We start from the raw sequence: 23,763 nt of genomic DNA on the forward strand, positions 1-23,763 counted from the left end.
TTTCTCTATTAAAAAATACAAATTATCGGAGGCTTATAAATGAAAAAGAAAAATCGTTTTGTTACCGGAATTGTAACGGCTGGTGTTCTATTTTCAACTACCCTTCCGTTCAATGTACTTGCTGAAAACCCTATTAACCAAATTGACTCTTCAAACGCCCAGTCTTTACTATCAAAACTTTCTAAAGAACAGCGCCAGGCATTACAAACGTTAGATGCCAATCCTGGTTTTACTATTTCGCCAGATATTAATACGAGTAGTTCTGAACCAGTAAATATCATTGTAGAATTTCAAACTGCTCCAGTAAAGATTAATGAATTAAAACAAAAAGAAAAAGGGTTACAAGCTGCTCCTGAAAATATAAAGGCACGTATTGATCAAGAACATGAGGAATTCCAAAAAGGACTCAAACGTCTTTATCAATTTAGCCCATCAGTAAAATCAGGGAATTTCCAGTCTGTACAAATTAAACGTTCTTATAAACATGCGATGAATGGCGTGGCGATGACATTACCAGCTAATACAGTTGAAGAACTGTTGCGAATTGGCGTCGTAAAACGTATTTGGAAAGATTACGAAGTTAAATTAAATTTACCAAAACAAGCGGAGCAGAAAGCACCTCAAAAACTAACAGATAGCATTCCGCAAATTGGGATAGATAAGTTACATAGCGAGGGCATTACCGGAAAAGGAATTAAAGTTGGTGTATTAGATACAGGTATTGATTACAATCACCCTGACTTAAAAGACGTGTATAAAGGCTATCGCGCAAAACCGGGTGAAGATTCTAGTCAGGTAGACCCAAACTCCGTAAAAGGTTGGGACTTTATTAATAACGACGCAGATCCGATGGAAACAACTTATACAGAGTGGCAACAATCTGGCGCTCCTGAATTTGATGATCGTGGTTCTTCCTTCTACACAGCACACGGTACTCACGTAGCAGGTATCGTTTCTGCTCAAAAGAAAAATAAATCAGATTCCGCAGTAAAAGGTGTTGCACCTGACATTGAACTGTATAACTATCGTGTACTCGGTCCTTATGGAAGCGGCGATAGTTCTGGTATTATCGCTGCAATCGATAAATCTATTTCTGACGGTATGAACGTCATTAACTTATCGTTAGGTGACGATAGCAACAATCCGCTTGATCCAACGTCTATCGCTGTCAATAACGCAATGCTTTCGGGCGTTGTTACAGTCGTTGCTGCCGGGAACTCTGGCCCAAATCCAGCGACCCTCGGATCACCAGGCGCTTCTCCATTTGCTATTACAGTTGGGGCAAGCGATAGCTCTATTTCCTTACCGAAACTATCAGGTCATGCTGGACAATTACAATTCCCTAACCTAATTTTATTCGGAAAAAATTTCACTGATAAAATAGAAGATTTTAAAGGACAATCTTTACCTATTGAATCTGTAGGAATCGGTACCCCTGACGAGTTTAGCAAAAAAGATGTAAAAGGAAAAATTGCCCTCGTTACGCGCGGAACAATCTCATTTGATGAAAAAATCGCTAATGCGAAACAAGCAGGTGCAAAGGCCGTTATTATTTATAACAATGTCGATGGAGAGATTCCTTACTACATTGGCGAAAGTACAAAATACATTCCAGCATTCCGCCTAACGAAAGAAGATGGCGAAAAACTAAAAGCTCAAATTGAACAAGGCAAAACATCCTTAACTTTCGATGAAATCAATTACATTCAAACAGAAGGCGATCATCTTGCAGACTTTAGCTCACGCGGCCCTGTTACATCAAATGATGATATTAAACCTGATATTACAGCGCCTGGTGTTGCGGTACTTTCAACAGTCCCTGAATATATTAACGATCCACAAGAAGGGGAAAATTATGATGTTTCCTATGAGCGCATGCAAGGAACTTCAATGGCTTCTCCTCACATCGCTGGTGTGGCTGCACTTATTTTGCAAGAACACCCAGAATACTCTCCATTTGATGTGAAAGCTTCCCTCATGAATACTGCTGATGATTTAAAAGAGAAGTATTCCGTATATGAAGTTGGAGCTGGACGAGTAGATGCTTACAACTCCGTTCATACTGAAACGAGTTTTAAAGTGTTAGATACAACAAAAACAATAGTTAATGATGAAGTGATTGAAGTACCAGAAGAAACTGGATCAATTGCATTCGGGAAGTACTATCAAAAAGATGGGGAATCAATTGAACAAAAACGAAAAATTAAAATTGAAAATCGCAATAAACAGGAGAAAAAAGAATTTAAAACAGAAATTTCTTATACACCAGCATCTTCCACTATTAACGATGCTACCGCAAGCGGTGTAAAAGTTTCTACTTCTGAAACAATAACAATTGATGCTGGAAAAGCAGATGAAATCGAAGCGAAAATCCATGTCCCAGCAGGTGCAAAGCAAGGCCGATATGAAGGATATATTCATATTACGAACACGAAAAATAAAGAAGAAACGTATCAAATTCCGTTCTCTATTCGTGTGTCAGAGCCTGGTATTGAAAATGCACTATTATCAAGAAAAACAATCTCAACTGATACATCTACATTCAATCCATACCGTGAATCATATGTTCACGGGGCGTTCCAATTAAATAGCGAACTTGAAACGTTAGATCTTATCGTGAAAGACTCAAAAACAAATAAAGCGCTCGGCTTCATTGGAACATTGAATACAAGCGGACTAAAAACTGATGTTTATTACTACTTAGATTCATTCTTTAACGGAAAAGTGTATCCTTTTACAAGTGATCCTGCAAAACCAATCGGTGATGAGAAAATCGACTTACCAGAAGGTGATTACACAATTGAATTTGTTGGCTACGATAAAGCCGGGAAGGCACGTGTGAAAGGTGATTATGTCGTAATTGATAATACACCACCAGAAGTGAAATTAACTGGATTACAGCCTGGTATTTATGAATTAAATGAAGAAAACTACACAGTAGAAGACGGTAAAAAAGCACTATGGATTAAAGGAAATGTATATGATTCTAACGTTGACTACTTAAGAGGAAAAGGATTAAACATTACGCAAGAAGCGAACGGTGTTATGTACTATGATTATTCTCCATACTTGCACAAGTTTTTACCTATTAATGAAAATGGTAACTTTAAAGTTGGTATTACACCTGATTCATTTAAAACTGAAGGTCCAATGAACACAGGCGTATACATTTTCGATTATGCAACTGCAGGCCCCGACTATCCAAGCGGTGTAAATAACTATTGGTTTATCCCGCAAGGTGCTCAATATGCAAAAGCTAGTTATGATAAAAAAGAATTATATAAAAATGATGAATTCACTGTGACACTAGATGCTAAACATGTGAAACAATTTGTATCTGGAGAATTTAACGTGAAATTTTTAGAGAAAAACTTTAAATTCTCACACGCTAAATTAAATCCTACTTTTGAAAAATTAGCTGCCGAAAAAGGCGTGAAAACAAAACTAAATGAAACAAAATTAGAAGAGGGATCTGTTACGGTGGGCGGAGCTATCGATGATAAAAACTTCGCTGGATTAGACGGCGATTTCCCATTCATCGATGTAACTTTCAAAGTAGAAAATGATGAATTTTATCAAGCAAATGCTCAATTAGATTTACCAATGTTCGTTTACTGGAAACAAGGTGAAACAGAACCAAATGGAATGCGCATACTACAAGATCAAACATTCTCAGTTATGTCCTTAAATTCACTAGTAGAAGGTAATATTAAGCCTGGTGCATTCGTAAATGAACGTGGATATTTAGATGAAAAGTTCGATTATACGAAACTTGGCGTAAAAGTATATGCAACTGATTCTTACCGTCATAAGTTTGAAGGCTCGTTAGATCGATATGGATACTTCAAACTTAATGGACTCCCTGTTAATAAACGCGATTATAACTTATACGTAGAAGTGCCCGGGCATTTAACAAGCCGTCTAACAACGAAATTAGGTACTGAAAAAGATGGTAAGCTACTCGGTCAATATTATTATGCTCGTCCAGATGAAAACCTTGCAGGCGACGTAAATGGCGATAAAGTAATTGATATTAAAGATGCTGAAATTATCGCTAATAACTATGGTAAAAAAGGAGTATCTGTAAAAGATGGCGATCTTAATAATGACGGCATCGTCGACGAAAAAGACATTCGCTTCATAGAAAAGAACTTCTTGAAAAAAGGACCAGATGCAGCAAAATCACAAACACCTGTAGAAAAATCAAAGAGCGGTACACTCGCAGATATTTTAAAGAAATTAGGATTAACACCGAAAAAATAACACATAAAAGCACTCTATTCGAAAATAGAGTGCTCTTTTCTATAAACGACCCTTATCCAGCAAAAGGGGTATATTGGGGATATACAAGGGAAACCGGAAAAGGAATTTATATTAAATTATATAAAAACTCAGAGGTAGGAAGCAGTTTCCCGCCTCTGAATTATTTAGCAATTATTATAGTACTGGTGCCATTGTTTCTTTTAATACTTTTACAGAATGAGCGAATTTCGCTTTTTCTTCTTCATTTAGCTCAAGTTCTACGATTTCACGTACACCTTCGCGGTTAATAACAGCTGGAACACCTACGAAAGCATCTTTCTCACCATATTGACCTTCAAGGTATGCCGATACAGTTAATACGCTGTTCTCGTTGCTTAAGATTGCTTTAGTTACACGAAGTAGTGACATACCGATTCCGTAGTAAGTTGCACCTTTACGTTCGATGATATGATAAGCTGCATCGCGTACATTTTCGAAGATTTTATCTAAATCTTCTTGGTTATACTGTTCGTTGTTCGCTAAGATTGTTTCTAGTTTTTGTACACCTACAGTAGCGTGGCTCCATACTGGAAGTTCAGTGTCACCGTGCTCACCAACGATGTAAGCATGAACGTTACGTGGATCTACATCTAAGTAGTCACCTAACATGTAACGGAAACGAGCAGAGTCTAAAGTAGTACCAGAACCGATTACACGCTCTTTTGGTAAACCAGATTCTTTCCAAGTTACGTAAGTTAAAATATCAACTGGGTTTGTAGCGATTAAGAAAATTCCATCGAATCCGCTATCCATAATGCCGCGAACGATTTGTTTAAAGATCTTTGTATTTTTCTCAACTAAGTCTAAACGAGTTTCGCCTGGCTTTTGTGGTAATCCAGCAGTGATAACTACTAAATCTGCATCTTTACAATCTGCATAGCTACCGCTCCAAACTTTTGTTGGTGCTGGAGAGAATGGTACCGCATGGCTTAAGTCCATTGCTTCCCCTTCTGCTTTTGCTTCATTAACATCTACTAGTACGAATTCTTCAGCTACACCTTGGTTGATCATTGAGTAAGCGTAACTACAACCTACAGCTCCTGTTCCTACTAATACTACGCGATTAATACCTTTTTTCATGTTAATTTCCCCTTTCAATTGTTTACATCTATTTTTTATTATTGTTTAAGTAATTAATTAAAATACTAATTTAATGTTGTTTAACTTCTTTACATACATATTGTAGCACGGATTATTGTGAAAAAGTTCACAAATTATGACCTATTTGTGAACTTTTTCACATAGAGTGTAAAGTTGTTAGAATGCGGGTGAAATCCATCTCAATGGAGGCGTTTTCTTTAGATTGTGAAAGGTTTTTTCTTAAAGTTTTCTTGGTAAGTGAAATTATATCGAACAAAACTTTGGTTATATCGACGTTTCGACAAGGATAACACCATAAAGAAGCTGTCTCCAATAGATTACCTATTTAGAGACAGCTTCTTCTATCTATATATGTTATCTAAAGCAGACTACTAAAAGTCCGCTTTAGATAACATATATACAACAAAAAAGAGATAGCAGATTATGCTATCTCTTTTAGTATGACCCGTACGGGATTCGAACCCGTGTTACCGCCGTGAAAGGGCGGTGTCTTAACCACTTGACCAACGGGCCAAAATCTGGCAGAGAAGAAGGGATTCGAACCCTCGCACCGCGTTCGCGATCTACTCCCTTAGCAGGGGAGCCCCTTGAGCCACTTGGGTACTTCTCTATAATATGGCTCCGCAGGTAGGACTCGAACCTACGACCGATCGGTTAACAGCCGATAGCTCTACCACTGAGCTACTGCGGAATAATTATGGTGGGCCTAAATGGACTCGAACCATCGACCTCACGCTTATCAGGCGTGCGCTCTAACCAGCTGAGCTATAGGCCCATAAAAAGCGGGTGAAGAGAATCGAACTCTCGACCAGAGCTTGGAAGGCTCTTGTTTTACCACTAAACTACACCCGCATTAAATTAAAAATGGTGAGCCATGAAGGATTCGAACCTTCGACCCTCTGATTAAAAGTCAGATGCTCTACCAACTGAGCTAATGGCTCATTTTGAAAGTGGTGCCGGCTAGAGGACTTGAACCCCCAACCTACTGATTACAAGTCAGTTGCTCTACCAATTGAGCTAAGCCGGCTTGCGATTTCAAAATGGTGGCTCGGGACGGAATCGAACCGCCGACACGAGGATTTTCAGTCCTCTGCTCTACCGACTGAGCTACCGAGCCTTTATGTAAAAAAATGGCGGTCCCGACCGGGGTCGAACCGGCGATCTCCTGCGTGACAGGCAGGCATGTTAACCACTACACCACGGGACCATTTGGTTGCGGGGACAGGATTTGAACCTGCGACCTTCGGGTTATGAGCCCGACGAGCTACCGTACTGCTCCACCCCGCGATGATATAATATTTAATTTAGAAAAAATGGAGGAGGTAGAGGGATTCGAACCCCCGCGCGACTCTCGCCGCCTGTCGGTTTTCAAGACCGATCCCTTCAGCCGAACTTGGGTATACCTCCGAGATATGAACTTTGAGTGGTGGACCTTGTAGGACTCGAACCTACGACCGGACGGTTATGAGCCGTCTGCTCTAACCAGCTGAGCTAAAGGTCCTTTATGGTAGCGGCGGAGGGGATCGAACCCCCGACCTCACGGGTATGAACCGTACGCTCTAGCCAGCTGAGCTACACCGCCATAAGTTATATTCAAATAAGTGGAGCCTAGCGGGATCGAACCGCTGACCTCCTGCGTGCAAGGCAGGCGCTCTCCCAGCTGAGCTAAGGCCCCATATTTTGAAAATATCGGGAAGACAGGATTTGAACCTGCGACCCCCTGGTCCCAAACCAGGTGCTCTACCAAGCTGAGCCACTTCCCGTTAATAAAAAACGCGCCCGAGAGGAGTCGAACCCCTAACCTCTTGATCCGTAGTCAAACGCTCTATCCAATTGAGCTACGGGCGCATATGGTGCCGAGGGCGGGGGTCGAACCCGCACGGTGGTCACCCACCGCAGGATTTTAAGTCCTGTGCGTCTGCCTGTTCCGCCACCCCGGCATGTCATACTGAAAATTGGAGCGGAAGACGGGATTCGAACCCGCGACCCCAACCTTGGCAAGGTTGTATTCTACCACTGAACTACTTCCGCAAGACATGTTTGAGTTATTTTATTAAAGTGCGGGTGAAGGGAGTCGAACCCCCACGCCAAAGGCGCTAGATCCTAAGTCTAGTGCGTCTGCCAATTCCGCCACACCCGCATATTATAATTTAAAAAGAAAAATGGGGCGACTGATGGGAATTGAACCCACGAGTGCCGGAGCCACAATCCGGTGCGTTAACCACTTCGCCACAACCGCCATGATTTTCTGGTGCCGACTAGAGGACTTGAACCCCCAACCTACTGATTACAAGTCAGTTGCTCTACCAATTGAGCTAAGTCGGCTAAATGGTGGAGGATGACGGGATCGAACCGCCGACCCCCTGCTTGTAAGGCAGGTGCTCTCCCAGCTGAGCTAATCCTCCGAATTGCCTGGCAACGTCCTACTCTCACAGGGACAAGGTCCCAACTACCATCGGCGCTAGAGAGCTTAACTTCCGTGTTCGGTATGGGAACGGGTGTGACCTCTCTGCCATCATTACCAGACTGTATTCATTTAAGACAAGAATTATCATAACTTATTCGACATTTAAAGTCAACAAGTTTTTTATATTCTTTCAAAACTAGATAACAGTGCTTCATATTATATGGTTAAGTCCTCGATCTATTAGTATTCGTCAGCTCCACATGTCACCATGCTTCCACCTCGAACCTATCAACCTGATCATCTTTCAGGGATCTTACTAGCTTACGCTATGGGAAATCTCATCTTGAGGGGGGCTTCATGCTTAGATGCTTTCAGCACTTATCCCTTCCGCACATAGCTACCCAGCTATGCCCTTGGCAGAACAACTGGTACACCAGCGGTGCGTCCATCCCGGTCCTCTCGTACTAAGGACAGCTCCTCTCAAATTTCCTGCGCCCACGACGGATAGGGACCGAACTGTCTCACGACGTTCTGAACCCAGCTCGCGTACCGCTTTAATGGGCGAACAGCCCAACCCTTGGGACCGACTACAGCCCCAGGATGCGATGAGCCGACATCGAGGTGCCAAACCTCCCCGTCGATGTGGACTCTTGGGGGAGATAAGCCTGTTATCCCCGGGGTAGCTTTTATCCGTTGAGCGATGGCCCTTCCATGCGGAACCACCGGATCACTAAGCCCGACTTTCGTCCCTGCTCGACTTGTAGGTCTCGCAGTCAAGCTCCCTTATGCCTTTGCACTCTACGAATGATTTCCAACCATTCTGAGGGAACCTTTGGGCGCCTCCGTTACACTTTAGGAGGCGACCGCCCCAGTCAAACTGCCCACCTGACACTGTCTCCCGGGTCGATGAGACCCGTAGGTTAGAATTTCAATACAGTCAGGGCGGTATCCCACCAGCGCCTCCACCGAAGCTAGCGCTCCGGTTTCAATGGCTCCCGCCTATCCTGTACAAACTGTACCAAAATTCAATATCAGGCTACAGTAAAGCTCCACGGGGTCTTTCCGTCCTGTCGCGGGTAACCTGCATCTTCACAGGTACTATAATTTCACCGAGTCTCTGGTTGAGACAGTGCCCAAATCGTTACACCTTTCGTGCGGGTCGGAACTTACCCGACAAGGAATTTCGCTACCTTAGGACCGTTATAGTTACGGCCGCCGTTTACTGGGGCTTCAGTTCAGAGCTTCGCTTACGCTAACCCCTCTCCTTAACCTTCCAGCACCGGGCAGGTGTCAGCCCCTATACTTCGCCTTACGGCTTCGCAGAGACCTGTGTTTTTGCTAAACAGTCGCTTGGGCCTATTCACTGCGGCTTTCCGTTAAGAAAGCACCCCTTCTCCCGAAGTTACGGGGTCATTTTGCCGAGTTCCTTAACCAGAGTTCTCTCGCACACCTTAGGATTCTCTCCTCGCCTACCTGTGTCGGTTTGCGGTACAGGCACCTTTTATCTCGCTAGAAGCTTTTCTTGGCAGCGGGGAATCAAAGACTTCGCTCCATAAGGAGCTTCCCCATCACAGCTCAGCCTTCACGATAAGCGGATTTGCCTACTTATCAGCCTAACTGCTTGGACGTGCACAACCAATCGCACGCTTCTTCTATCCTTCTGCGTCCCTCCATTGCTCAAACGATAAAGAGGTGGTACAGGAATATCAACCTGTTGTCCATCGCCTACGCCTGTCGGCCTCGGCTTAGGTCCTGACTAACCCTGAGCGGACGAGCCTTCCTCAGGAAACCTTAGGCATTCGGTGGACGGGATTCTCACCCGTCTTTCGCTACTCATACCGGCATTCTCACTTCTAAGCGCTCCACCAGTCCTTCCGGTCTGACTTCACTGCACTTAGAACGCTCCCCTACCACTGATACCATTGGTATCAATTCGCAGCTTCGGTGGTGTATTTAGCCCCGGTACATTTTCGGCGCAGAGTCACTCGACTAGTGAGCTATTACGCACTCTTTAAATGGTGGCTGCTTCTGAGCCAACATCCTAGTTGTCTAAGCAACTCCACATCCTTTTCCACTTAATACACACTTTGGGACCTTAGCTGGCGATCTGGGCTGTTTCCCTCTTGACTACGGATCTTATCACTCGCAGTCTGACTCCTAAGGATAAGTCATTGGCATTCGGAGTTTGACTGAATTCGGTAATCCGATGAGGACCCCTAGTTCAATCAGTGCTCTACCTCCAAGACTCTTACACTTAAGGCTAGCCCTAAAGCTATTTCGGGGAGAACCAGCTATCTCCAGGTTCGATTGGAATTTCTCCGCTACCCACACCTCATCCCCGCACTTTTCAACGTGCGTGGGTTCGGGCCTCCATTCAGTGTTACCTGAACTTCACCCTGGACATGGGTAGATCACCTGGTTTCGGGTCTACGACCACGTACTAAACGCCCTATTCAGACTCGCTTTCGCTGCGGCTCCGCCTCTTCAGCTTAACCTCGCACGGGATCGTAACTCGCCGGTTCATTCTACAAAAGGCACGCCATCACCCATTAACGGGCTCTGACTATTTGTAGGCACACGGTTTCAGGATCTCTTTCACTCCCCTTCCGGGGTGCTTTTCACCTTTCCCTCACGGTACTGGTTCACTATCGATCACTAGGGAGTATTTAGCCTTGGGAGATGGTCCTCCCAGATTCCGACGGAATTTCACGTGTTCCGCCGTACTCAGGATACATTCAAGAGAGAACGAAGTTTCGACTACGGGGTTATTACCCTCTGTGACGGACCTTTCCAGGTCGCTTCGTCTACCTCGTTCCTTTGTAACTCCGTATAGAATGTCCTACAACCCCAAGAGGCAAGCCTCTTGGTTTGGGCTAGATTCCGTTTCGCTCGCCGCTACTCAGGAAATCGCATTTGCTTTCTCTTCCTCCAGGTACTTAGATGTTTCAGTTCCCTGGGTCTGTCTTCCATACCCTATGTATTCAGGTAAGGATACCATACCATTACGTATAGTGGGTTTCCCCATTCGGAAATCTTCGGATCAAAGCTTACTTACAGCTCCCCGAAGCATATCGGCGTTAGTCCCGTCCTTCATCGACTCCTAGTGTCAAGGCATCCACCGTGCGCCCTTTCTAACTTAACCAAACTAAAATTAAAAAAATATGAGCTACACTGTTATCTAGTTTTCAAAGAACATACATTTAAACTTGAGAGATAGTTCTCTCAAAACTGAACGAAACAAAACAAGTCAACGTTTATTGATGAACTGCGTTCATCAATTCTCCATAGAAAGGAGGTGATCCAGCCGCACCTTCCGATACGGCTACCTTGTTACGACTTCACCCCAATCATCTGTCCCACCTTAGGCGGCTGGCTCCATAAAGGTTACCCCACCGACTTCGGGTGTTACAAACTCTCGTGGTGTGACGGGCGGTGTGTACAAGGCCCGGGAACGTATTCACCGCGGCATGCTGATCCGCGATTACTAGCGATTCCAGCTTCATGTAGGCGAGTTGCAGCCTACAATCCGAACTGAGAACGGTTTTATGAGATTAGCTCCACCTCGCGGTCTTGCAGCTCTTTGTACCGTCCATTGTAGCACGTGTGTAGCCCAGGTCATAAGGGGCATGATGATTTGACGTCATCCCCACCTTCCTCCGGTTTGTCACCGGCAGTCACCTTAGAGTGCCCAACTTAATGATGGCAACTAAGATCAAGGGTTGCGCTCGTTGCGGGACTTAACCCAACATCTCACGACACGAGCTGACGACAACCATGCACCACCTGTCACTCTGCTCCCGAAGGAGAAGCTCTATCTCTAGAGTTTTCAGAGGATGTCAAGACCTGGTAAGGTTCTTCGCGTTGCTTCGAATTAAACCACATGCTCCACCGCTTGTGCGGGCCCCCGTCAATTCCTTTGAGTTTCAGCCTTGCGGCCGTACTCCCCAGGCGGAGTGCTTAATGCGTTAACTTCAGCACTAAAGGGCGGAAACCCTCTAACACTTAGCACTCATCGTTTACGGCGTGGACTACCAGGGTATCTAATCCTGTTTGCTCCCCACGCTTTCGCGCCTCAGTGTCAGTTACAGACCAGAAAGTCGCCTTCGCCACTGGTGTTCCTCCATATCTCTACGCATTTCACCGCTACACATGGAATTCCACTTTCCTCTTCTGCACTCAAGTCTCCCAGTTTCCAATGACCCTCCACGGTTGAGCCGTGGGCTTTCACATCAGACTTAAGAAACCACCTGCGCGCGCTTTACGCCCAATAATTCCGGATAACGCTTGCCACCTACGTATTACCGCGGCTGCTGGCACGTAGTTAGCCGTGGCTTTCTGGTTAGGTACCGTCAAGGTGCCAGCTTATTCAACTAGCACTTGTTCTTCCCTAACAACAGAGTTTTACGACCCGAAAGCCTTCATCACTCACGCGGCGTTGCTCCGTCAGACTTTCGTCCATTGCGGAAGATTCCCTACTGCTGCCTCCCGTAGGAGTCTGGGCCGTGTCTCAGTCCCAGTGTGGCCGATCACCCTCTCAGGTCGGCTACGCATCGTCGCCTTGGTGAGCCGTTACCTCACCAACTAGCTAATGCGACGCGGGTCCATCCATAAGTGACAGCCGAAGCCGCCTTTCAATTTCGAACTATGCAGTTCAAAATATTATCCGGTATTAGCCCCGGTTTCCCGGAGTTATCCCAGTCTTATGGGTAGGTTACCCACGTGTTACTCACCCGTCCGCCGCTAACTTCATAAGAGCAAGCTCTTAATCCATTCGCTCGACTTGCATGTATTAGGCACGCCGCCAGCGTTCATCCTGAGCCAGGATCAAACTCTCCAATAAAGTTAGTTTGTCTAGCATCTAAAAATAAAAATTGACGTTCACGTTGTTTGTTTCGTTCAGTTTTCAAAGAACTTATCTGCCGCTTCAGAAGCGACTTCATCATATTAACATCTTCATTTTTCGATGTCAACTATGTTTTTCAATTTCTTTTTTGTCGTTTTCTGCGTTTCTGCATCAGCGACGTTTATTAATATATCATGTGAAAAAATGAAATGCAACACCTTTTGAAAACTTTTTTGAAACCAACTACATTTCTTTTTTTAATATCATATACTTAAACGAAACATCTCTTTCATTTCTAAGTAATTCCTACATATATTCTATAGAAAGTCACTCTGTCAAAAAACGTTTCTTTCTATATAAAGTGAAACTTTAATCAGTGTGGGGTGTTAATCCCCCACTAATTATTAGCCTTCACCAATCGGGCATTAACGGGCAGTCGTCTCCCACCTAACTTTCTCGCATTCGGCGAATTTTGAGGCGGGGCTGACTGCCCGCAAATAGTGGGATAAACGTTTTATTCATATACCATATCATACAAGGAGGAATATACATGGACTACACCGACTTATTAATAAAACTAGGTCTCTCGGCTATTTTAGGATTCGCTATCGGTTTAGAGCGCGAATTAAAACGTAAACCACTCGGCTTAAAAACGTGTTTAGTTATTTCTATTATTAGTTGCCTCCTAACTATTGTTTCTATTAAAGCAGCTTACAACTTACCACATACCGATCATATGAATATGGATCCACTTCGACTTGCCGCTCAAATTGTATCAGGAATTGGTTTTTTAGGTGCCGGTGTAATTTTACGCAGAGGAAACGATAGTATTGCGGGGTTAACGACCGCCGCTATGATTTGGGGTGCTTCTGGCATCGGTATTGCCGTTGGAGCTGGTTTCTATATCGAGGCTATTTTCGGAATGTGTTTCCTTATGATTAGTGTAGAACTTATACCATTAGCGATGAAATACGTCGGTCCTAGATCATTTCGCCAACGTGATATCGCAGTGAGACTCGTTGTACGAAATATGGACAATATCCCGACCGTAATTGAAGAAATAAAAGAAATGGATATAAAAGTTAAGAACATGAAGCTCAAAACATTGGAAAATGGTTCGCACTATTTACATTTAAAATTGTCTATCGATCAAAAAAGACATACTGCTGATGTTTATTATGCTCTTCAGCGTCTTGAAAGTGTTCAACAAACTGAAGTTGAAAGTATGTATTAATTATGAAATGAACTCTCTTTTTTATTAGAGAGTTTTTCTTTTTTCTATAATGGTAACAATGAATGTAGTCCTGAAAAGTAAGGAGGAATAGGAACTTGAAATCCCGTCCGAATTTAGTAGATACATTTCGTGATTCCATTATTTTTCGTTTAATTTGCTTTATTATTGTACTTACTGCCCTCTCCGGCTTTCTTATACATATATTAGAGCCATCTCACTTCACCACATGGTTCGACGGGGTTTGGTGGTCAATCGTTACCATTTTCACCGTTGGATACGGGGATTTCGCCCCCCATACAACGATAGGAAAACTTATTGGTATATGTATTATTTTATTAGGAACGGGATTTTGTTCTTATTATATGGTTCTATTCGCTACCGACATGATTAATAAACAATATATGAGAATTAAAGGTGAAACAGCTGCTACCTCTAATGGTCATATGATTATCGTTGGCTGGAATGAGCGTGCAAAACATGTTGTAAAACAAATGCACATATTACAACCGAACCTTGATATCGTTTTAATTGATGAAACACTTTCTTTACTTCCAAAGCCATTTCATCATTTAGAGTTTATAAAAGGTTGTCCGCATCACGATCAAACTTTATTAAAAGCTAACATTACAACAGCTCACACTATATTAATAACAGCGGATAAAGAGAAGAACGAAAGCTTAGCAGATACACAGTCCATTTTAAATATTTTAACTGCAAAAGGACTTAATCCAAACATTCACTGCATCGCTGAACTTCTTACTTCTGAACAAATCCAAAATGCAACGAGAGCTGGCGTATCAGAAATTATAGAAGGAAATAAATTAACGAGCTATGTATTTACCGCTTCTCTTTTATTCCCTTCCATTTCAGGTGTACTATTCTCACTTTACGATGAAATCTCTGATAACAAATTACAACTGATGGAGATTCCCCCGTCCTGCACCGGACAACCCTTTGCAAATTGTAGCTATACTCTTTTAAAGCAAAACATTCTCTTACTAGGTGTAAAGCGCGACGAACAATATATGATCAATCCAGTTCATTCTTTCATTCTCATCGAAAGCGACATACTCATCGTTATTCACCATTAAAAAAATGATTTTCTAGTTCTTGTACCAATACTTTACCAATATTGACATACTTTCTTTTCACATCTCCATCTGGATCTTGCGGCTCCGCAAATTGATCCAATCCACTCGTTCCAGCTGTTAAAGCATTAACATTATCATCTAGTTCGTCTTGATATACGTGCGAAAGAATATACGGTGTTTCAAGACGGACTATTACACCAGGCACATCTAGTTCCCCATCCACCGCTGTAAATGGTACGCGTAAAAATTGATACCCTTCTTCTTCGTCTATTTTATAATCAAAGCATCCTTTATCATAATCCCAATTGCCGCCAATACTATATCCAAGTGGTTTCATAACCTCTTCTAACTTATATAACGCATATGTACATCCTTCTAATTTTGATTGAATCGGAATCAAGCCCATCCCTCCTAGACTTTTCCTTTAGCATACCCATTCTAGTTTGAATATACCGATGTACCTTTCAATAAAATAATAAAAAGCGACCGGAGACCCGATCGCTTTTTATTATTTTAAACGCTCTTCTAATTCTGCTTTTAATTCTTCAAATCCTGGTTTACCAAGTAAAGCAAACATGTTTTTCTTGTATGCTTCTACTCCTGGTTGGTCAAATGGATTTACGCCTAATAGGTAGCCGCTCATCGCACATGCTTTTTCGAAGAAGTATACAAGGTAACCGAATGTGTACTCATTTAATTCAGGGATGTTTACGATTAAGTTTGGTACTCCGCCATCGCTATGTGCAAGTAATGTACCTTCGTATGCTTTTGTGTTTACGAAGTCTATCGTTTCACCAGCAAGGTAGTTTAATCCATCTAAATCGTTGTCGTCTAATTCGATTTTTAGTTCGTGTGTAGATTTACCTACTTTAAGAACTGTTTCGAATAGGTCACGACGACCTTCTTGAATGTATTGACCTAATGAGTGTAAGTCAGTTGAGAAGTTTGCTGAAGATGGGAAAATACCTTTTTGATCTTTTCCTTCACTTTCACCAAATAACTGTTTCCACCACTCAGAGAAGTAGTGAAGTGCTGGCTCATAGTTAACAAGCATTTCAATTGTTTTCCCTTTATTATATAGAGCATTACGAACTACTGCATATTGGTAAGCTGGGTTTTCTTCAAGTTCTGATTTCGCGAAATCATTATGACCAGCAGCTGCACCTTTCATCATCTCTTCAATGTTTAGGCCACTTACAGCGATTGGCAATAAACCTACTGGTGTTAATACAGAGAAACGACCGCCAACATCATCTGGAATAACGAACGTTTCGTAGCCTTCATTATCAGATAATGTTTTTAAAGCACCGCGCGCTTTATCTGTAGTCGCATAAATACGTTTGCGTGCTTCTTCTTTTCCATACTTTTCTTCTAATAATTTACGGAAAATACGGAATGCGATTGCAGGCTCTGTTGTTGTACCTGATTTGGAAATAACGTTAATAGAAAAGTCTTTACCTTCTAGTACGTCCATTAAATCTTTCATGTAAGTGGAGCTAATGTTTTGTCCAACAAATAGCACTTGTGGAGTTTTACGTTGTTCTTTAGAAAGCGTGTTATAGAAAGAATGGTTTAACATTTCAATTGCTGCGCGTGCTCCTAGGTAAGAACCACCAATACCTACAACAAGTAAAATGTCAGAGTCATTTTTAATTTTTTCTGCGCATTTTTGAATGCGAGCGAATTCTTCTTTGTCATATTGAAGCGGAAGCTCTACCCACCCAAGGAAATCGTTCCCAGCTCCAGTTTTTTCGTGGATTGCATGATGTGTTACTTTTACTGCATCACGTAAATAAGTTAGTTCATTTTCACCGATGAAGGATAACGCTTTAGAATAGTCGAACGTTACATGTGTACTCATCTTTTTCCCTCCAATTATGTATATGTATTTCTGTATTCACTTTAGCGAAACTAAAGTTGTAAATCAAGCGATTCAACAATTGTAAACGTAACCATTATTTATTTTTTAGAAAAAGTTCATTTTTTGCATAAAAATTCGAATTTTTCGGTATAGATGTATATACATCGTTTTTCGTACATTTTTCATGTATAAAAACAACAAAACTATACCATTCTATAAAGGAGTTAAATTTTCTTATTAACTCCTTGCTTGCTCACGCTTCACATTAAGGGGGGGCTTTTCATGAGTACCTTGCAACGTATCGCATTAGTCTTCACTGTAATCGGCGCTGTTAACTGGGGACTGATCGGGTTCTTCCAGTTTGACTTAGTAGCGGCTATTTTCGGGGGACAGAACTCAGCTCTTGCACGTATTATTTACGGCATCGTTGGTATTTCTGGGCTTATCAATCTCGGCTTACTATTTAAACCATCCGAGAATCTTGGTACTCACCCAGAAACACATGAAATTCAATAGTCAGTATGTCTTTTTCGCCTCCGACATACGAATATGATTGCATGCAATCATATTTGCAAATATATATATCATAAGTCACAGTAAAAGAGGAACGCTCATATGCGTTCCTCTTTTACTTTATTACTTCCGACTCTTCAATCCATTCTGCTAGCTTTTCTCGCAGTGTATTAAATCCGTTCTCTGATGGATTCGGTATAAGAATTCGTCCTTGCTTTCTTTTCGCCGCTTTTAACGATAAACTCATTTTTCTGTGTTCTTCATCAATTGAAAGTACTTTTACTTCTACTGTATCTCCGACCTTTAAAAAGTCATGAATGTCTTTTACATACCCATTTGTGATTTCAGATATATGCACAAGTCCTTGTGTTTCTGCATCCAAAGCTACAAATGCACCGTAATCTTGAATTCCAGTTACTTTCCCTGTTACAACCACTCCCGTTGTATATTGTTCTGACATGTGAAACACTCCCATACGTTTACCATTTTCTCTACAATTGTAAATAGCAAAGCAGATGTATTTATTGTTAAATATCCGATTAGTGAGTAAGTATCCTAAGTAAAACACCGAGGATACTCCTACCTTATATTAGTAAATTATACCACTTTGATAGAACTCATTCAAAATTCACGAAAAAATTTCCTGTAATACGTATAATTCTCCAATATTAGGATAGAATACTAACACATGGCTTTCTAGTATTCCCCCCCTTTTATGGACAAAACGTATTGTGTTTTGTCCTTTTTTTATTCTCTATGAACCGTTCCATTCTCTTCATTGCTTCCATAAGTTGCTCAAGCGATGTTGCATACGAACAACGAATAAATCCTTCACCACTCCCGCCAAACACATTTCCAGGAACAACAGCCACTTTTTCTTCTAATAATAATTGTTCTGCAAATTCTGCTGAAGATAGTCCGGTTGAAGCTATAGAAGGGAAGACATAAAATGCCCCGCCTGGCACATGACATGTTAAGCCCATTTCATTGAAAGATGTCGTCATAAAGTTACGACGTTTTTTATAGCTATCTCTCATTCGAATTACTTCATCATTTCCCCCGCGTAATGCTTCAAGTGCTGCAAATTGAGACATCGTCGGTGCACACATCATTGAATACTGGTGGATTTTGAGCATTAATTCTGAAAATTGAACAGGGGCTGCAATCATCCCAAGACGCCATCCCGTCATGGCAAACCCTTTTGAAAATCCTGAAATTAAAATCGTATGGTCACGCATATTTTTAATACTCGCGAAACTCGTATATGCTTCGTCGTATACGAGCTCTGCATAAATTTCATCCGATAACACGATTAAATTATACTTCTCAACAATAACAGCTAGCTTTTCTAATTCGGATTTATTTAACATTGCGCCTGTTGGGTTATTGGGAGAACAAAGTAATATTGCCTTTGTTTTCGTTGTAATAGCTGCTTCAATTTGATCTGGCTGTACTTTAAATTCATCTTCTAATGAAGTCGCCACTGGAACTGGGACCCCGCCCGCTAACGTAACAAGCGGTGCATACGAAACGAAACTTGGTTCAATAATAAGTATTTCATCATCAGGGTTTACAATAGCACGCATCGCTACATCTAGCGCTTGACTCGCTCCAACTGTAACAATGATTTCATCATTCGGATCATAAGATACTGCAAATTGTTTTTTTAGATACTTTGCTATTTCTTGACGGAGCTCCAATAATCCTGCATTTGCTGTATATGACGTATATCCTTGTTCTAAAGAACGAATACATGCTTGCCTTACATTCCAAGGTGTAACAAAGTCCGGCTCTCCCACTCCAAGTGAAATAACACCTTTCATACTTGCCGCTAAATCAAAAAACTTTCGTATACCGGACGGTTGTAAAGATTCTGCTACTCTAGATAGGTCAAATTGCTTCACGGTGTCACCACAATTCTCTTATCATCATCTGTCTTTTCATAAATAATCCCCTCATGTTTATACTTCTTCAAAATAAAATGAGTTGTCGTTGAAACGACAGATTCAATTGTTGCTAATTTCTCAGAAACAAACATCGCTACTTCTCCCATCGTCTTTCCTTCTAATGTAATAGAAAGGTCATATGTCCCAGACATTAAATAAACGGATTTCACTTCTGAATAGCGATAAATTTGTTCAGCTACTGCATCAAAACCGACACCACGCTTCGGTGTAACTTTCACATCAATCATCGCCGTTAAACCAGTATGTTCTTTCACTTTTGTCCAATCGATATGTGTTACATAGTCCACGATAATCTTTTCACTTTCTAATTTCGTAACCATTTTTTCCACTTCTTCTACTTCTATATTTAACAACTTCGCTAATGTATCTACAGATAAACGACTATTCTTTTCAAGACAAGCTAATAATTCCAATTCTTTCTCTGTTACCATATAAATCATCCTTCCTTTTAGTTTCTGTCTAAATTATACAAATACTCTTTCCAATTTGAAAAGAAGATTTTTTTAGTGAATTATGTCAAAATAAAGTGAAACTTTAATCAGTGGAAAGACTCACCCCGCTGATTATTATTTGAACCAATCGAGCTTTTACGGACCGTTGCTTTCCCACCTAACCTCTTTGCTTAAGCTGCTTTTTGAGGCGGGAGGCTTACTGTCCGTTAAATCGGGGTAAAGTGAAACTTTAATCAGTGAAAAAACGCAGGATAAAGTGAAAGGGGATGGAACCGTGAAACCAAAAGTATATATTGCCGAACCAGTTCCAACATTTGTAGAAAACTATTTATCAGAACACTGTGATTTTGAAAAATGGGATCAAAACGAGAAAGTACCTCGTGATGTTCTATTAGAAAAAATAAAAGATAAAGATGGGTTATTAAATTTCGGATCTACTATAAATGAAGAGTTATTGCAGGTTGCTCCTAATTTAAAAGTAGTAAGTAACATTTCTGTTGGCCATGATAACTTTGATTTAAAAGCGATGGAGAAACAAAATGTTATCGGAACGAATACTCCATATGTGTTAGATGATACAGTAGCCGATCTCGTTTTCGCTCTTATGTTATCTGCTGGTCGCCGTGTTTGCGAACTCAATTCCTATGTAAAAAATGGTGAATGGAACGCTGAAATTGGAAAAGAACACTTCGGACTAGATGTACATCATAGTACGATTGGTATTATCGGAATGGGACGAATTGGAGAAGCTGTCGCAAAACGAGCGAAATTCGGCTTTGATATGAATGTCCTTTACTATAACCGTCGCCGTAAAGAAGAAGCTGAGCAAAAATTTGATGCTACATATTGTGATTTACAAACTTTAATCAAACAATCTGATTTTATTATTCTTCTTACTCCATTAACAGATGAAACGTATCATCTTATCGGTGAAAAGGAATTTTCACTAATGAAAGAAACAGCAATTTTCATTAATGCTTCTCGCGGGAAAACAGTAGATGAAACTGCATTAATTCATGCGTTAACAGAAAAGAAAATATTTGCAGCCGGCATCGACACATTTACACAAGAGCCGATTCAAAAAGAGAATCCGCTCTTATCATTACAAAACGTTGTAACTTTACCGCACATCGGATCTGCAACATTAAAAACTCGGCAGCAAATGGCAATGACAGCTGCTGAAAATTTAGTAGCAGGATTACAAGGAAAAACACCACCTAATATTGTGCGTGGGTAATTATAAATAAGCGAAAGGCAAGATGACGATGTCATCTTGCCTTTTTTTGTTAACATATTTTGTTTCTTGCCGGGAGATGATATGAACAAAAATCAATGGAGTGACAAAAAATGAACCATGAATGCAAATGCCCTTACTTCACTTTTTCCACTCGCGGGACTACTATTCATTACGAATTGTATGAACATAATACTAAAAAAGAACGACCTACTTTCGTACTCGTTCACGGCTTCCTCTCTTCCTCATTTAGCTATCGACGACTCATTCCTTTACTAACAAAGGAAGGTACAGTAATTGCCCTTGATTTACCACCATTCGGAAAAAGTGATAAATCTCATCTCTTTAAATATTCTTATCACAATTTAGCAGCTATTATTATCGATTTAATCGAACATTTATTTCTCTCGAATATTGTATTAGTTGGCCATTCTATGGGCGGACAAATTTCACTCTTTGTAAACCGTTTACGCCCTGAATTAATTTCAAAGACGATTTTACTATGTAGCTCTAGTTATTTAGCACGCGCAAACTTACCTTTACTGTACTCCTCTTATTTACCGTTCTTCCACTTATACGTGAAGAACTGGATTATTCGAAGGGGCATCGTCCATAACTTAATGAATGTCGTTCATGACCATTCATTAATTGACAATGAAATGATGGAAGGCTATGCTGCTCCTTTTTATGATGATCGTATATTCCCTGCTTTAACTCGAATGATAAGAGACCGGGAAGGTGACTTATCTTCAACTGAATTACAAAAAATCGAAACCCCAGTATTACTCATTTGGGGTGAAAAAGATCGCGTCGTCCCTGTACATGTAGGACACCGTCTCCATAAGGACCTACCTAATTCAACTTTCATTTCTTACGAAAATACAGGGCACTTACTACCTGAAGAAAAGCCCGATCATGTTTATGAAGAAATTATTACGTTTGCGACGCAATAAAGTGAAGCTTTAATCCGTGGGGGTTTTTTACGGGCAGTTTGATTTCTCGCCTAACCTCTTTGCTTCAACCGAATTTTGAGGCGGGAGTCTTACTGCCCGTTAAAACGGGATAAGGTGAAGCTTTAATCAATCAGCACAAATGAAAATAAACAAAAAGGCTGTCGTAAATTCCGACAGCCTATAACGAACAACTTCCGCCTTCTTTTAGTACGAGTAACTCTACTGCTAATTTTTCGCATTTTTCAAGTGCAGGTACTTCTTCAAAAGACATAAAGTATATATGTTGAATCTTCTTTGCGATGTATTTCGGATCATCAAACACACTTACGACGTTTACAACATCGCTCGCTTCTGTTTCATAAAACTCCGGTCCCATTTGAAACGGATCCCAATTTTTCACAACCTCAATCATTTTGTCATATGCACCCATCTGCTTCCCGCCTTTTCACTTTTTAATGCTTTTCTTTATCGTATCACATCAGCTATTCTATAAGAAGAGTGAGAATTTTCATAACTTAACAGTTTGACAGAAGAAAGGAGCAAACATATGCAACTATTTCATAAAACGGTAAATCGTCGCGGAACGCATAGTACAAAATGGGATACATATAAAAATGAAGAGCTCATCCACGCTTGGATTGCCGATATGGATTTTGAAGTACCAAAACCAATTCAAACTGCATTACAAAAACGCACAGAACATCCTATTTTCGGCTATACACTTCCTCCTGAAAATATTGGGGATATCATTTGTAATTGGACGAAAAGCCAATACAATTGGGAAATACAAAAAGAATGGATTGTATTTAGCGCAGGTATCGTTCCAGCTCTTAGTACGAGCATACAAGCTATAACGAAAGAAGGAGAAGCCGTACTAGTACAACCTCCTATTTATCCACCATTTTTTGAAATGGTCAAAACAAATAATAGACAATTATGTGAGAGTCCCTTATTTAAACAAAATGGCATATATAAGATAGACTTCGAGCATCTAGAAACTCAATTTAAACAAGGTGTAAAACTAATGCTTCTTTGCAGTCCTCACAATCCTATCGGACGCGTTTGGACGAAAGAGGAGCTAACAAAACTCGGTACATTATGTACGCAGTATAATGTAACCGTTGTCGCGGATGAAATTCACGCCGATATTATTTATAGAGGCCATACTCATACACCGTTTGCTTCTTTATCTGAAGAATTAGCAGCACGCACTATTACTTGTATGGCTCCGAGCAAAACATTTAATATCGCTGGATTACAAGCATCGATCATTATTATTCCGAATGAAAATCTCCGTAATGCCTTTATGTCTATCCAATATAGACAAGGATTCCACGGATTAAATACATTTGCTTATACAGCAATGCAAAGTGCCTATACAGAATGTAATGATTGGCTAAATGAAATTCGATTGTATGTTGAAGATAACGCTCAATTTGCTTGTGAGTATATTCAAAATCACATACCAGCTCTTTCTGTAATTAAACCAGAAGGTAGTTTTTTACTGTGGATTGATTGTTCCCACTTGGATCTTTCTCAAGATGAACGAACAGCATTGCTTGAAGAGAAAGGTAAAATCATCATTGAGCCCGGTGAGAAATACGGAATGGGCGGGGAAGCCCATATCCGAATTAACATTGGCTGTCCTAGATCTGTTTTAGAAGAAATTTTAAACAGACTACACCATACATTCTCATAACAAAAAAGGAGGCTATCCCAAAATGATTTTGGGATAGCCTCCTTTTTTCGGTAAATCGATATAATTCCACTTACTATCATGCGGTTTTACAACAAAAGCTATCATT

General features: G+C 41.0%; 14 protein-coding genes, 22 tRNA genes and 3 rRNA genes. 7 read left to right on the top strand and 32 right to left on the bottom strand.

The genetic code is table 11. The features are described from left to right. The first annotated feature begins 39 nt into the window (after window positions 1-39). A complete protein-coding gene (locus QCI77_RS24775; RefSeq protein ID WP_353825589.1) occupies window positions 40-4,263 on the top strand; it encodes a S8 family serine peptidase in 4,224 nt (1,407 codons plus the stop codon). 174 nt (window positions 4,264-4,437) lie between these two features. Here the strand turns inward: QCI77_RS24775 and QCI77_RS24780 are convergent, their stop codons facing one another. The 26 genes from QCI77_RS24780 to QCI77_RS24905 all read right to left on the bottom strand — a co-directional run bounded on the left by QCI77_RS24780 (window position 4,438) and on the right by QCI77_RS24905 (window position 12,650). Beyond that, a complete protein-coding gene (locus tag QCI77_RS24780) occupies window positions 4,438-5,382 on the bottom strand; it encodes an L-lactate dehydrogenase (protein ID WP_002129674.1) in 945 nt (314 codons plus the stop codon). 462 nt (window positions 5,383-5,844) lie between these two features. Then, window positions 5,845-5,916: transfer RNA gene (locus QCI77_RS24785), tRNA-Glu, on the bottom strand. 6 nt (window positions 5,917-5,922) lie between these two features. Beyond that, a tRNA-Ser gene (locus tag QCI77_RS24790) sits at window positions 5,923-6,013 on the bottom strand. A 6-nt stretch (window positions 6,014-6,019) separates the two neighbouring features. Beyond that, window positions 6,020-6,094: transfer RNA gene (locus tag QCI77_RS24795), tRNA-Asn, on the bottom strand. A gap of 7 nt (window positions 6,095-6,101) precedes the next feature. Further along, window positions 6,102-6,178: transfer RNA gene (locus tag QCI77_RS24800), tRNA-Ile, on the bottom strand. A gap of 6 nt (window positions 6,179-6,184) precedes the next feature. Then, window positions 6,185-6,255, bottom strand: a tRNA-Gly gene (locus QCI77_RS24805). Between the two features lie 13 nt (window positions 6,256-6,268). Then, window positions 6,269-6,344: transfer RNA gene (locus QCI77_RS24810), tRNA-Lys, on the bottom strand. Window positions 6,345-6,354: 10 nt separating this feature from the next. Beyond that, a tRNA-Thr gene (locus QCI77_RS24815) sits at window positions 6,355-6,430 on the bottom strand. A gap of 14 nt (window positions 6,431-6,444) precedes the next feature. Next, a tRNA-Phe gene (locus QCI77_RS24820) sits at window positions 6,445-6,520 on the bottom strand. Window positions 6,521-6,534: 14 nt separating this feature from the next. Then, a tRNA-Asp gene (locus QCI77_RS24825) sits at window positions 6,535-6,610 on the bottom strand. A gap of 3 nt (window positions 6,611-6,613) precedes the next feature. Continuing rightward, window positions 6,614-6,690 (bottom strand) — tRNA-Met (locus QCI77_RS24830). A gap of 27 nt (window positions 6,691-6,717) precedes the next feature. Further along, window positions 6,718-6,810, bottom strand: a tRNA-Ser gene (locus QCI77_RS24835). Between the two features lie 17 nt (window positions 6,811-6,827). Then, window positions 6,828-6,904 (bottom strand) — tRNA-Ile (locus QCI77_RS24840). Between the two features lie 4 nt (window positions 6,905-6,908). Then, window positions 6,909-6,985, bottom strand: a tRNA-Met gene (locus QCI77_RS24845). Window positions 6,986-7,005: 20 nt separating this feature from the next. Further along, a tRNA-Ala gene (locus QCI77_RS24850) sits at window positions 7,006-7,078 on the bottom strand. Window positions 7,079-7,092: 14 nt separating this feature from the next. Beyond that, window positions 7,093-7,166: transfer RNA gene (locus tag QCI77_RS24855), tRNA-Pro, on the bottom strand. 11 nt (window positions 7,167-7,177) lie between these two features. Continuing rightward, a tRNA-Arg gene (locus QCI77_RS24860) sits at window positions 7,178-7,251 on the bottom strand. A gap of 3 nt (window positions 7,252-7,254) precedes the next feature. Further along, window positions 7,255-7,343 (bottom strand) — tRNA-Leu (locus QCI77_RS24865). Window positions 7,344-7,359: 16 nt separating this feature from the next. Beyond that, a tRNA-Gly gene (locus QCI77_RS24870) sits at window positions 7,360-7,434 on the bottom strand. A gap of 28 nt (window positions 7,435-7,462) precedes the next feature. Then, window positions 7,463-7,543, bottom strand: a tRNA-Leu gene (locus tag QCI77_RS24875). 23 nt (window positions 7,544-7,566) lie between these two features. Next, window positions 7,567-7,642, bottom strand: a tRNA-His gene (locus QCI77_RS24880). 10 nt (window positions 7,643-7,652) lie between these two features. Then, window positions 7,653-7,728, bottom strand: a tRNA-Thr gene (locus QCI77_RS24885). 4 nt (window positions 7,729-7,732) lie between these two features. Then, a tRNA-Val gene (locus QCI77_RS24890) sits at window positions 7,733-7,808 on the bottom strand. Between the two features lie 5 nt (window positions 7,809-7,813). Then, window positions 7,814-7,929 (bottom strand): 5S ribosomal RNA (gene rrf / locus QCI77_RS24895). Between the two features lie 101 nt (window positions 7,930-8,030). After that, window positions 8,031-10,952 (bottom strand): 23S ribosomal RNA (locus tag QCI77_RS24900). A 146-nt stretch (window positions 10,953-11,098) separates the two neighbouring features. Then, window positions 11,099-12,650, bottom strand: a 16S ribosomal RNA gene (locus QCI77_RS24905). The 16S, 23S and 5S rRNA genes sit together here with 22 tRNA genes alongside, the layout of an rRNA operon. Before the next feature lie 553 nt (window positions 12,651-13,203). Here QCI77_RS24905 and QCI77_RS24910 point away from each other — a divergent pair. Further along, a complete protein-coding gene (locus QCI77_RS24910) occupies window positions 13,204-13,887 on the top strand; it encodes an MgtC/SapB family protein (RefSeq protein ID WP_353825590.1) in 684 nt (227 codons plus the stop codon). Window positions 13,888-13,982: 95 nt separating this feature from the next. Continuing rightward, window positions 13,983-14,978 (top strand): potassium channel family protein, encoded by a 996-nt coding sequence (locus QCI77_RS24915; RefSeq protein WP_002143581.1) that lies wholly within the window; start codon window positions 13,983-13,985, stop codon window positions 14,976-14,978. Here the strand turns inward: QCI77_RS24915 and QCI77_RS24920 are convergent. Both QCI77_RS24920 and QCI77_RS24925 read right to left on the bottom strand, forming a co-directional pair. Next, on the bottom strand, window positions 14,965-15,378 hold the full coding sequence (locus QCI77_RS24920; protein WP_002131278.1) for a YugN-like family protein: 414 nt from the start codon (window positions 15,376-15,378) through the stop codon (window positions 14,965-14,967). The genes QCI77_RS24915 and QCI77_RS24920 overlap by 14 nt on opposite strands. Before the next feature lie 108 nt (window positions 15,379-15,486). Continuing rightward, the gene (locus QCI77_RS24925; protein ID WP_002015845.1) at window positions 15,487-16,839 is read right to left on the bottom strand and encodes a glucose-6-phosphate isomerase; all 1,353 of its coding nucleotides are present in this window, start codon (window positions 16,837-16,839) and stop codon (window positions 15,487-15,489) included. A 282-nt stretch (window positions 16,840-17,121) separates the two neighbouring features. Between QCI77_RS24925 and QCI77_RS24930 the strand changes: the two genes are divergently transcribed. After that, window positions 17,122-17,355 (top strand): DUF378 domain-containing protein, encoded by a 234-nt coding sequence (locus QCI77_RS24930; protein WP_002034535.1) that lies wholly within the window; start codon window positions 17,122-17,124, stop codon window positions 17,353-17,355. 112 nt (window positions 17,356-17,467) lie between these two features. Here the strand turns inward: QCI77_RS24930 and yugI are convergent, their stop codons facing one another. From yugI to QCI77_RS24945, 3 genes are all read right to left on the bottom strand, one after another. Continuing rightward, window positions 17,468-17,812, bottom strand: coding sequence for a S1 domain-containing post-transcriptional regulator GSP13 (gene yugI, locus QCI77_RS24935; protein WP_002015848.1), 345 nt, complete (start codon window positions 17,810-17,812; stop codon window positions 17,468-17,470). Window positions 17,813-18,065: 253 nt separating this feature from the next. After that, window positions 18,066-19,256 carry an aminotransferase gene (locus QCI77_RS24940; protein WP_002129685.1) on the bottom strand — a complete coding sequence of 397 codons (1,191 nt, stop codon included), beginning with the start codon at window positions 19,254-19,256 and terminating at the stop codon, window positions 18,066-18,068. Beyond that, window positions 19,253-19,750 (bottom strand): Lrp/AsnC family transcriptional regulator, encoded by a 498-nt coding sequence (locus QCI77_RS24945; protein WP_353825591.1) that lies wholly within the window; start codon window positions 19,748-19,750, stop codon window positions 19,253-19,255. The genes QCI77_RS24940 and QCI77_RS24945 overlap by 4 nt, the downstream gene beginning before the upstream one ends. Before the next feature lie 277 nt (window positions 19,751-20,027). Here QCI77_RS24945 and QCI77_RS24950 point away from each other — a divergent pair, with 277 nt between their 5' ends. Both QCI77_RS24950 and QCI77_RS24955 read left to right on the top strand, forming a co-directional pair. After that, window positions 20,028-21,008: a 2-hydroxyacid dehydrogenase gene (locus QCI77_RS24950; RefSeq protein WP_002034537.1), complete on the top strand. Its 981-nt coding sequence runs from the start codon at window positions 20,028-20,030 to the stop codon at window positions 21,006-21,008. Between the two features lie 110 nt (window positions 21,009-21,118). Further along, window positions 21,119-21,958, top strand: coding sequence for an alpha/beta fold hydrolase (locus QCI77_RS24955; protein WP_353825592.1), 840 nt, complete (start codon window positions 21,119-21,121; stop codon window positions 21,956-21,958). A 178-nt stretch (window positions 21,959-22,136) separates the two neighbouring features. Here the strand turns inward: QCI77_RS24955 and QCI77_RS24960 are convergent, their stop codons facing one another. Further along, entirely contained in the window at window positions 22,137-22,388 is a 252-nt protein-coding gene (locus QCI77_RS24960) for a YugE family protein (protein ID WP_002015854.1), read from the bottom strand. Window positions 22,389-22,505: 117 nt separating this feature from the next. Between QCI77_RS24960 and QCI77_RS24965 the strand changes: the two genes are divergently transcribed. After that, window positions 22,506-23,657 (top strand): MalY/PatB family protein, encoded by a 1,152-nt coding sequence (locus QCI77_RS24965; RefSeq protein WP_063218138.1) that lies wholly within the window; start codon window positions 22,506-22,508, stop codon window positions 23,655-23,657. Window positions 23,658-23,763: the final 106 nt, after the last annotated feature.

Source organism: Bacillus cereus group sp. MG9, assembly GCF_040459995.1.
In the GTDB taxonomy this organism is placed as follows: domain Bacteria; phylum Bacillota; class Bacilli; order Bacillales; family Bacillaceae_G; genus Bacillus_A; species Bacillus_A mycoides.

Coding starts and splice junctions, on each gene's coding strand:
- QCI77_RS24775 (WP_353825589.1), top strand. CDS start 40: ATGAAAAAGAAAAATCGTTTTGTTACCGGAATTGTAACGGCTGGTGTT.
- QCI77_RS24780 (WP_002129674.1), bottom strand. CDS start 5,382: ATGAAAAAAGGTATTAATCGCGTAGTATTAGTAGGAACAGGAGCTGTA.
- QCI77_RS24910 (WP_353825590.1), top strand. CDS start 13,204: ATGGACTACACCGACTTATTAATAAAACTAGGTCTCTCGGCTATTTTA.
- QCI77_RS24925 (WP_002015845.1), bottom strand. CDS start 16,839: ATGAGTACACATGTAACGTTCGACTATTCTAAAGCGTTATCCTTCATC.
- QCI77_RS24930 (WP_002034535.1), top strand. CDS start 17,122: ATGAGTACCTTGCAACGTATCGCATTAGTCTTCACTGTAATCGGCGCT.
- yugI (WP_002015848.1), bottom strand. CDS start 17,812: ATGTCAGAACAATATACAACGGGAGTGGTTGTAACAGGGAAAGTAACT.
- QCI77_RS24945 (WP_353825591.1), bottom strand. CDS start 19,750: ATGGTAACAGAGAAAGAATTGGAATTATTAGCTTGTCTTGAAAAGAAT.
- QCI77_RS24955 (WP_353825592.1), top strand. CDS start 21,119: ATGAACCATGAATGCAAATGCCCTTACTTCACTTTTTCCACTCGCGGG.
- QCI77_RS24960 (WP_002015854.1), bottom strand. CDS start 22,388: ATGGGTGCATATGACAAAATGATTGAGGTTGTGAAAAATTGGGATCCG.
- QCI77_RS24965 (WP_063218138.1), top strand. CDS start 22,506: ATGCAACTATTTCATAAAACGGTAAATCGTCGCGGAACGCATAGTACA.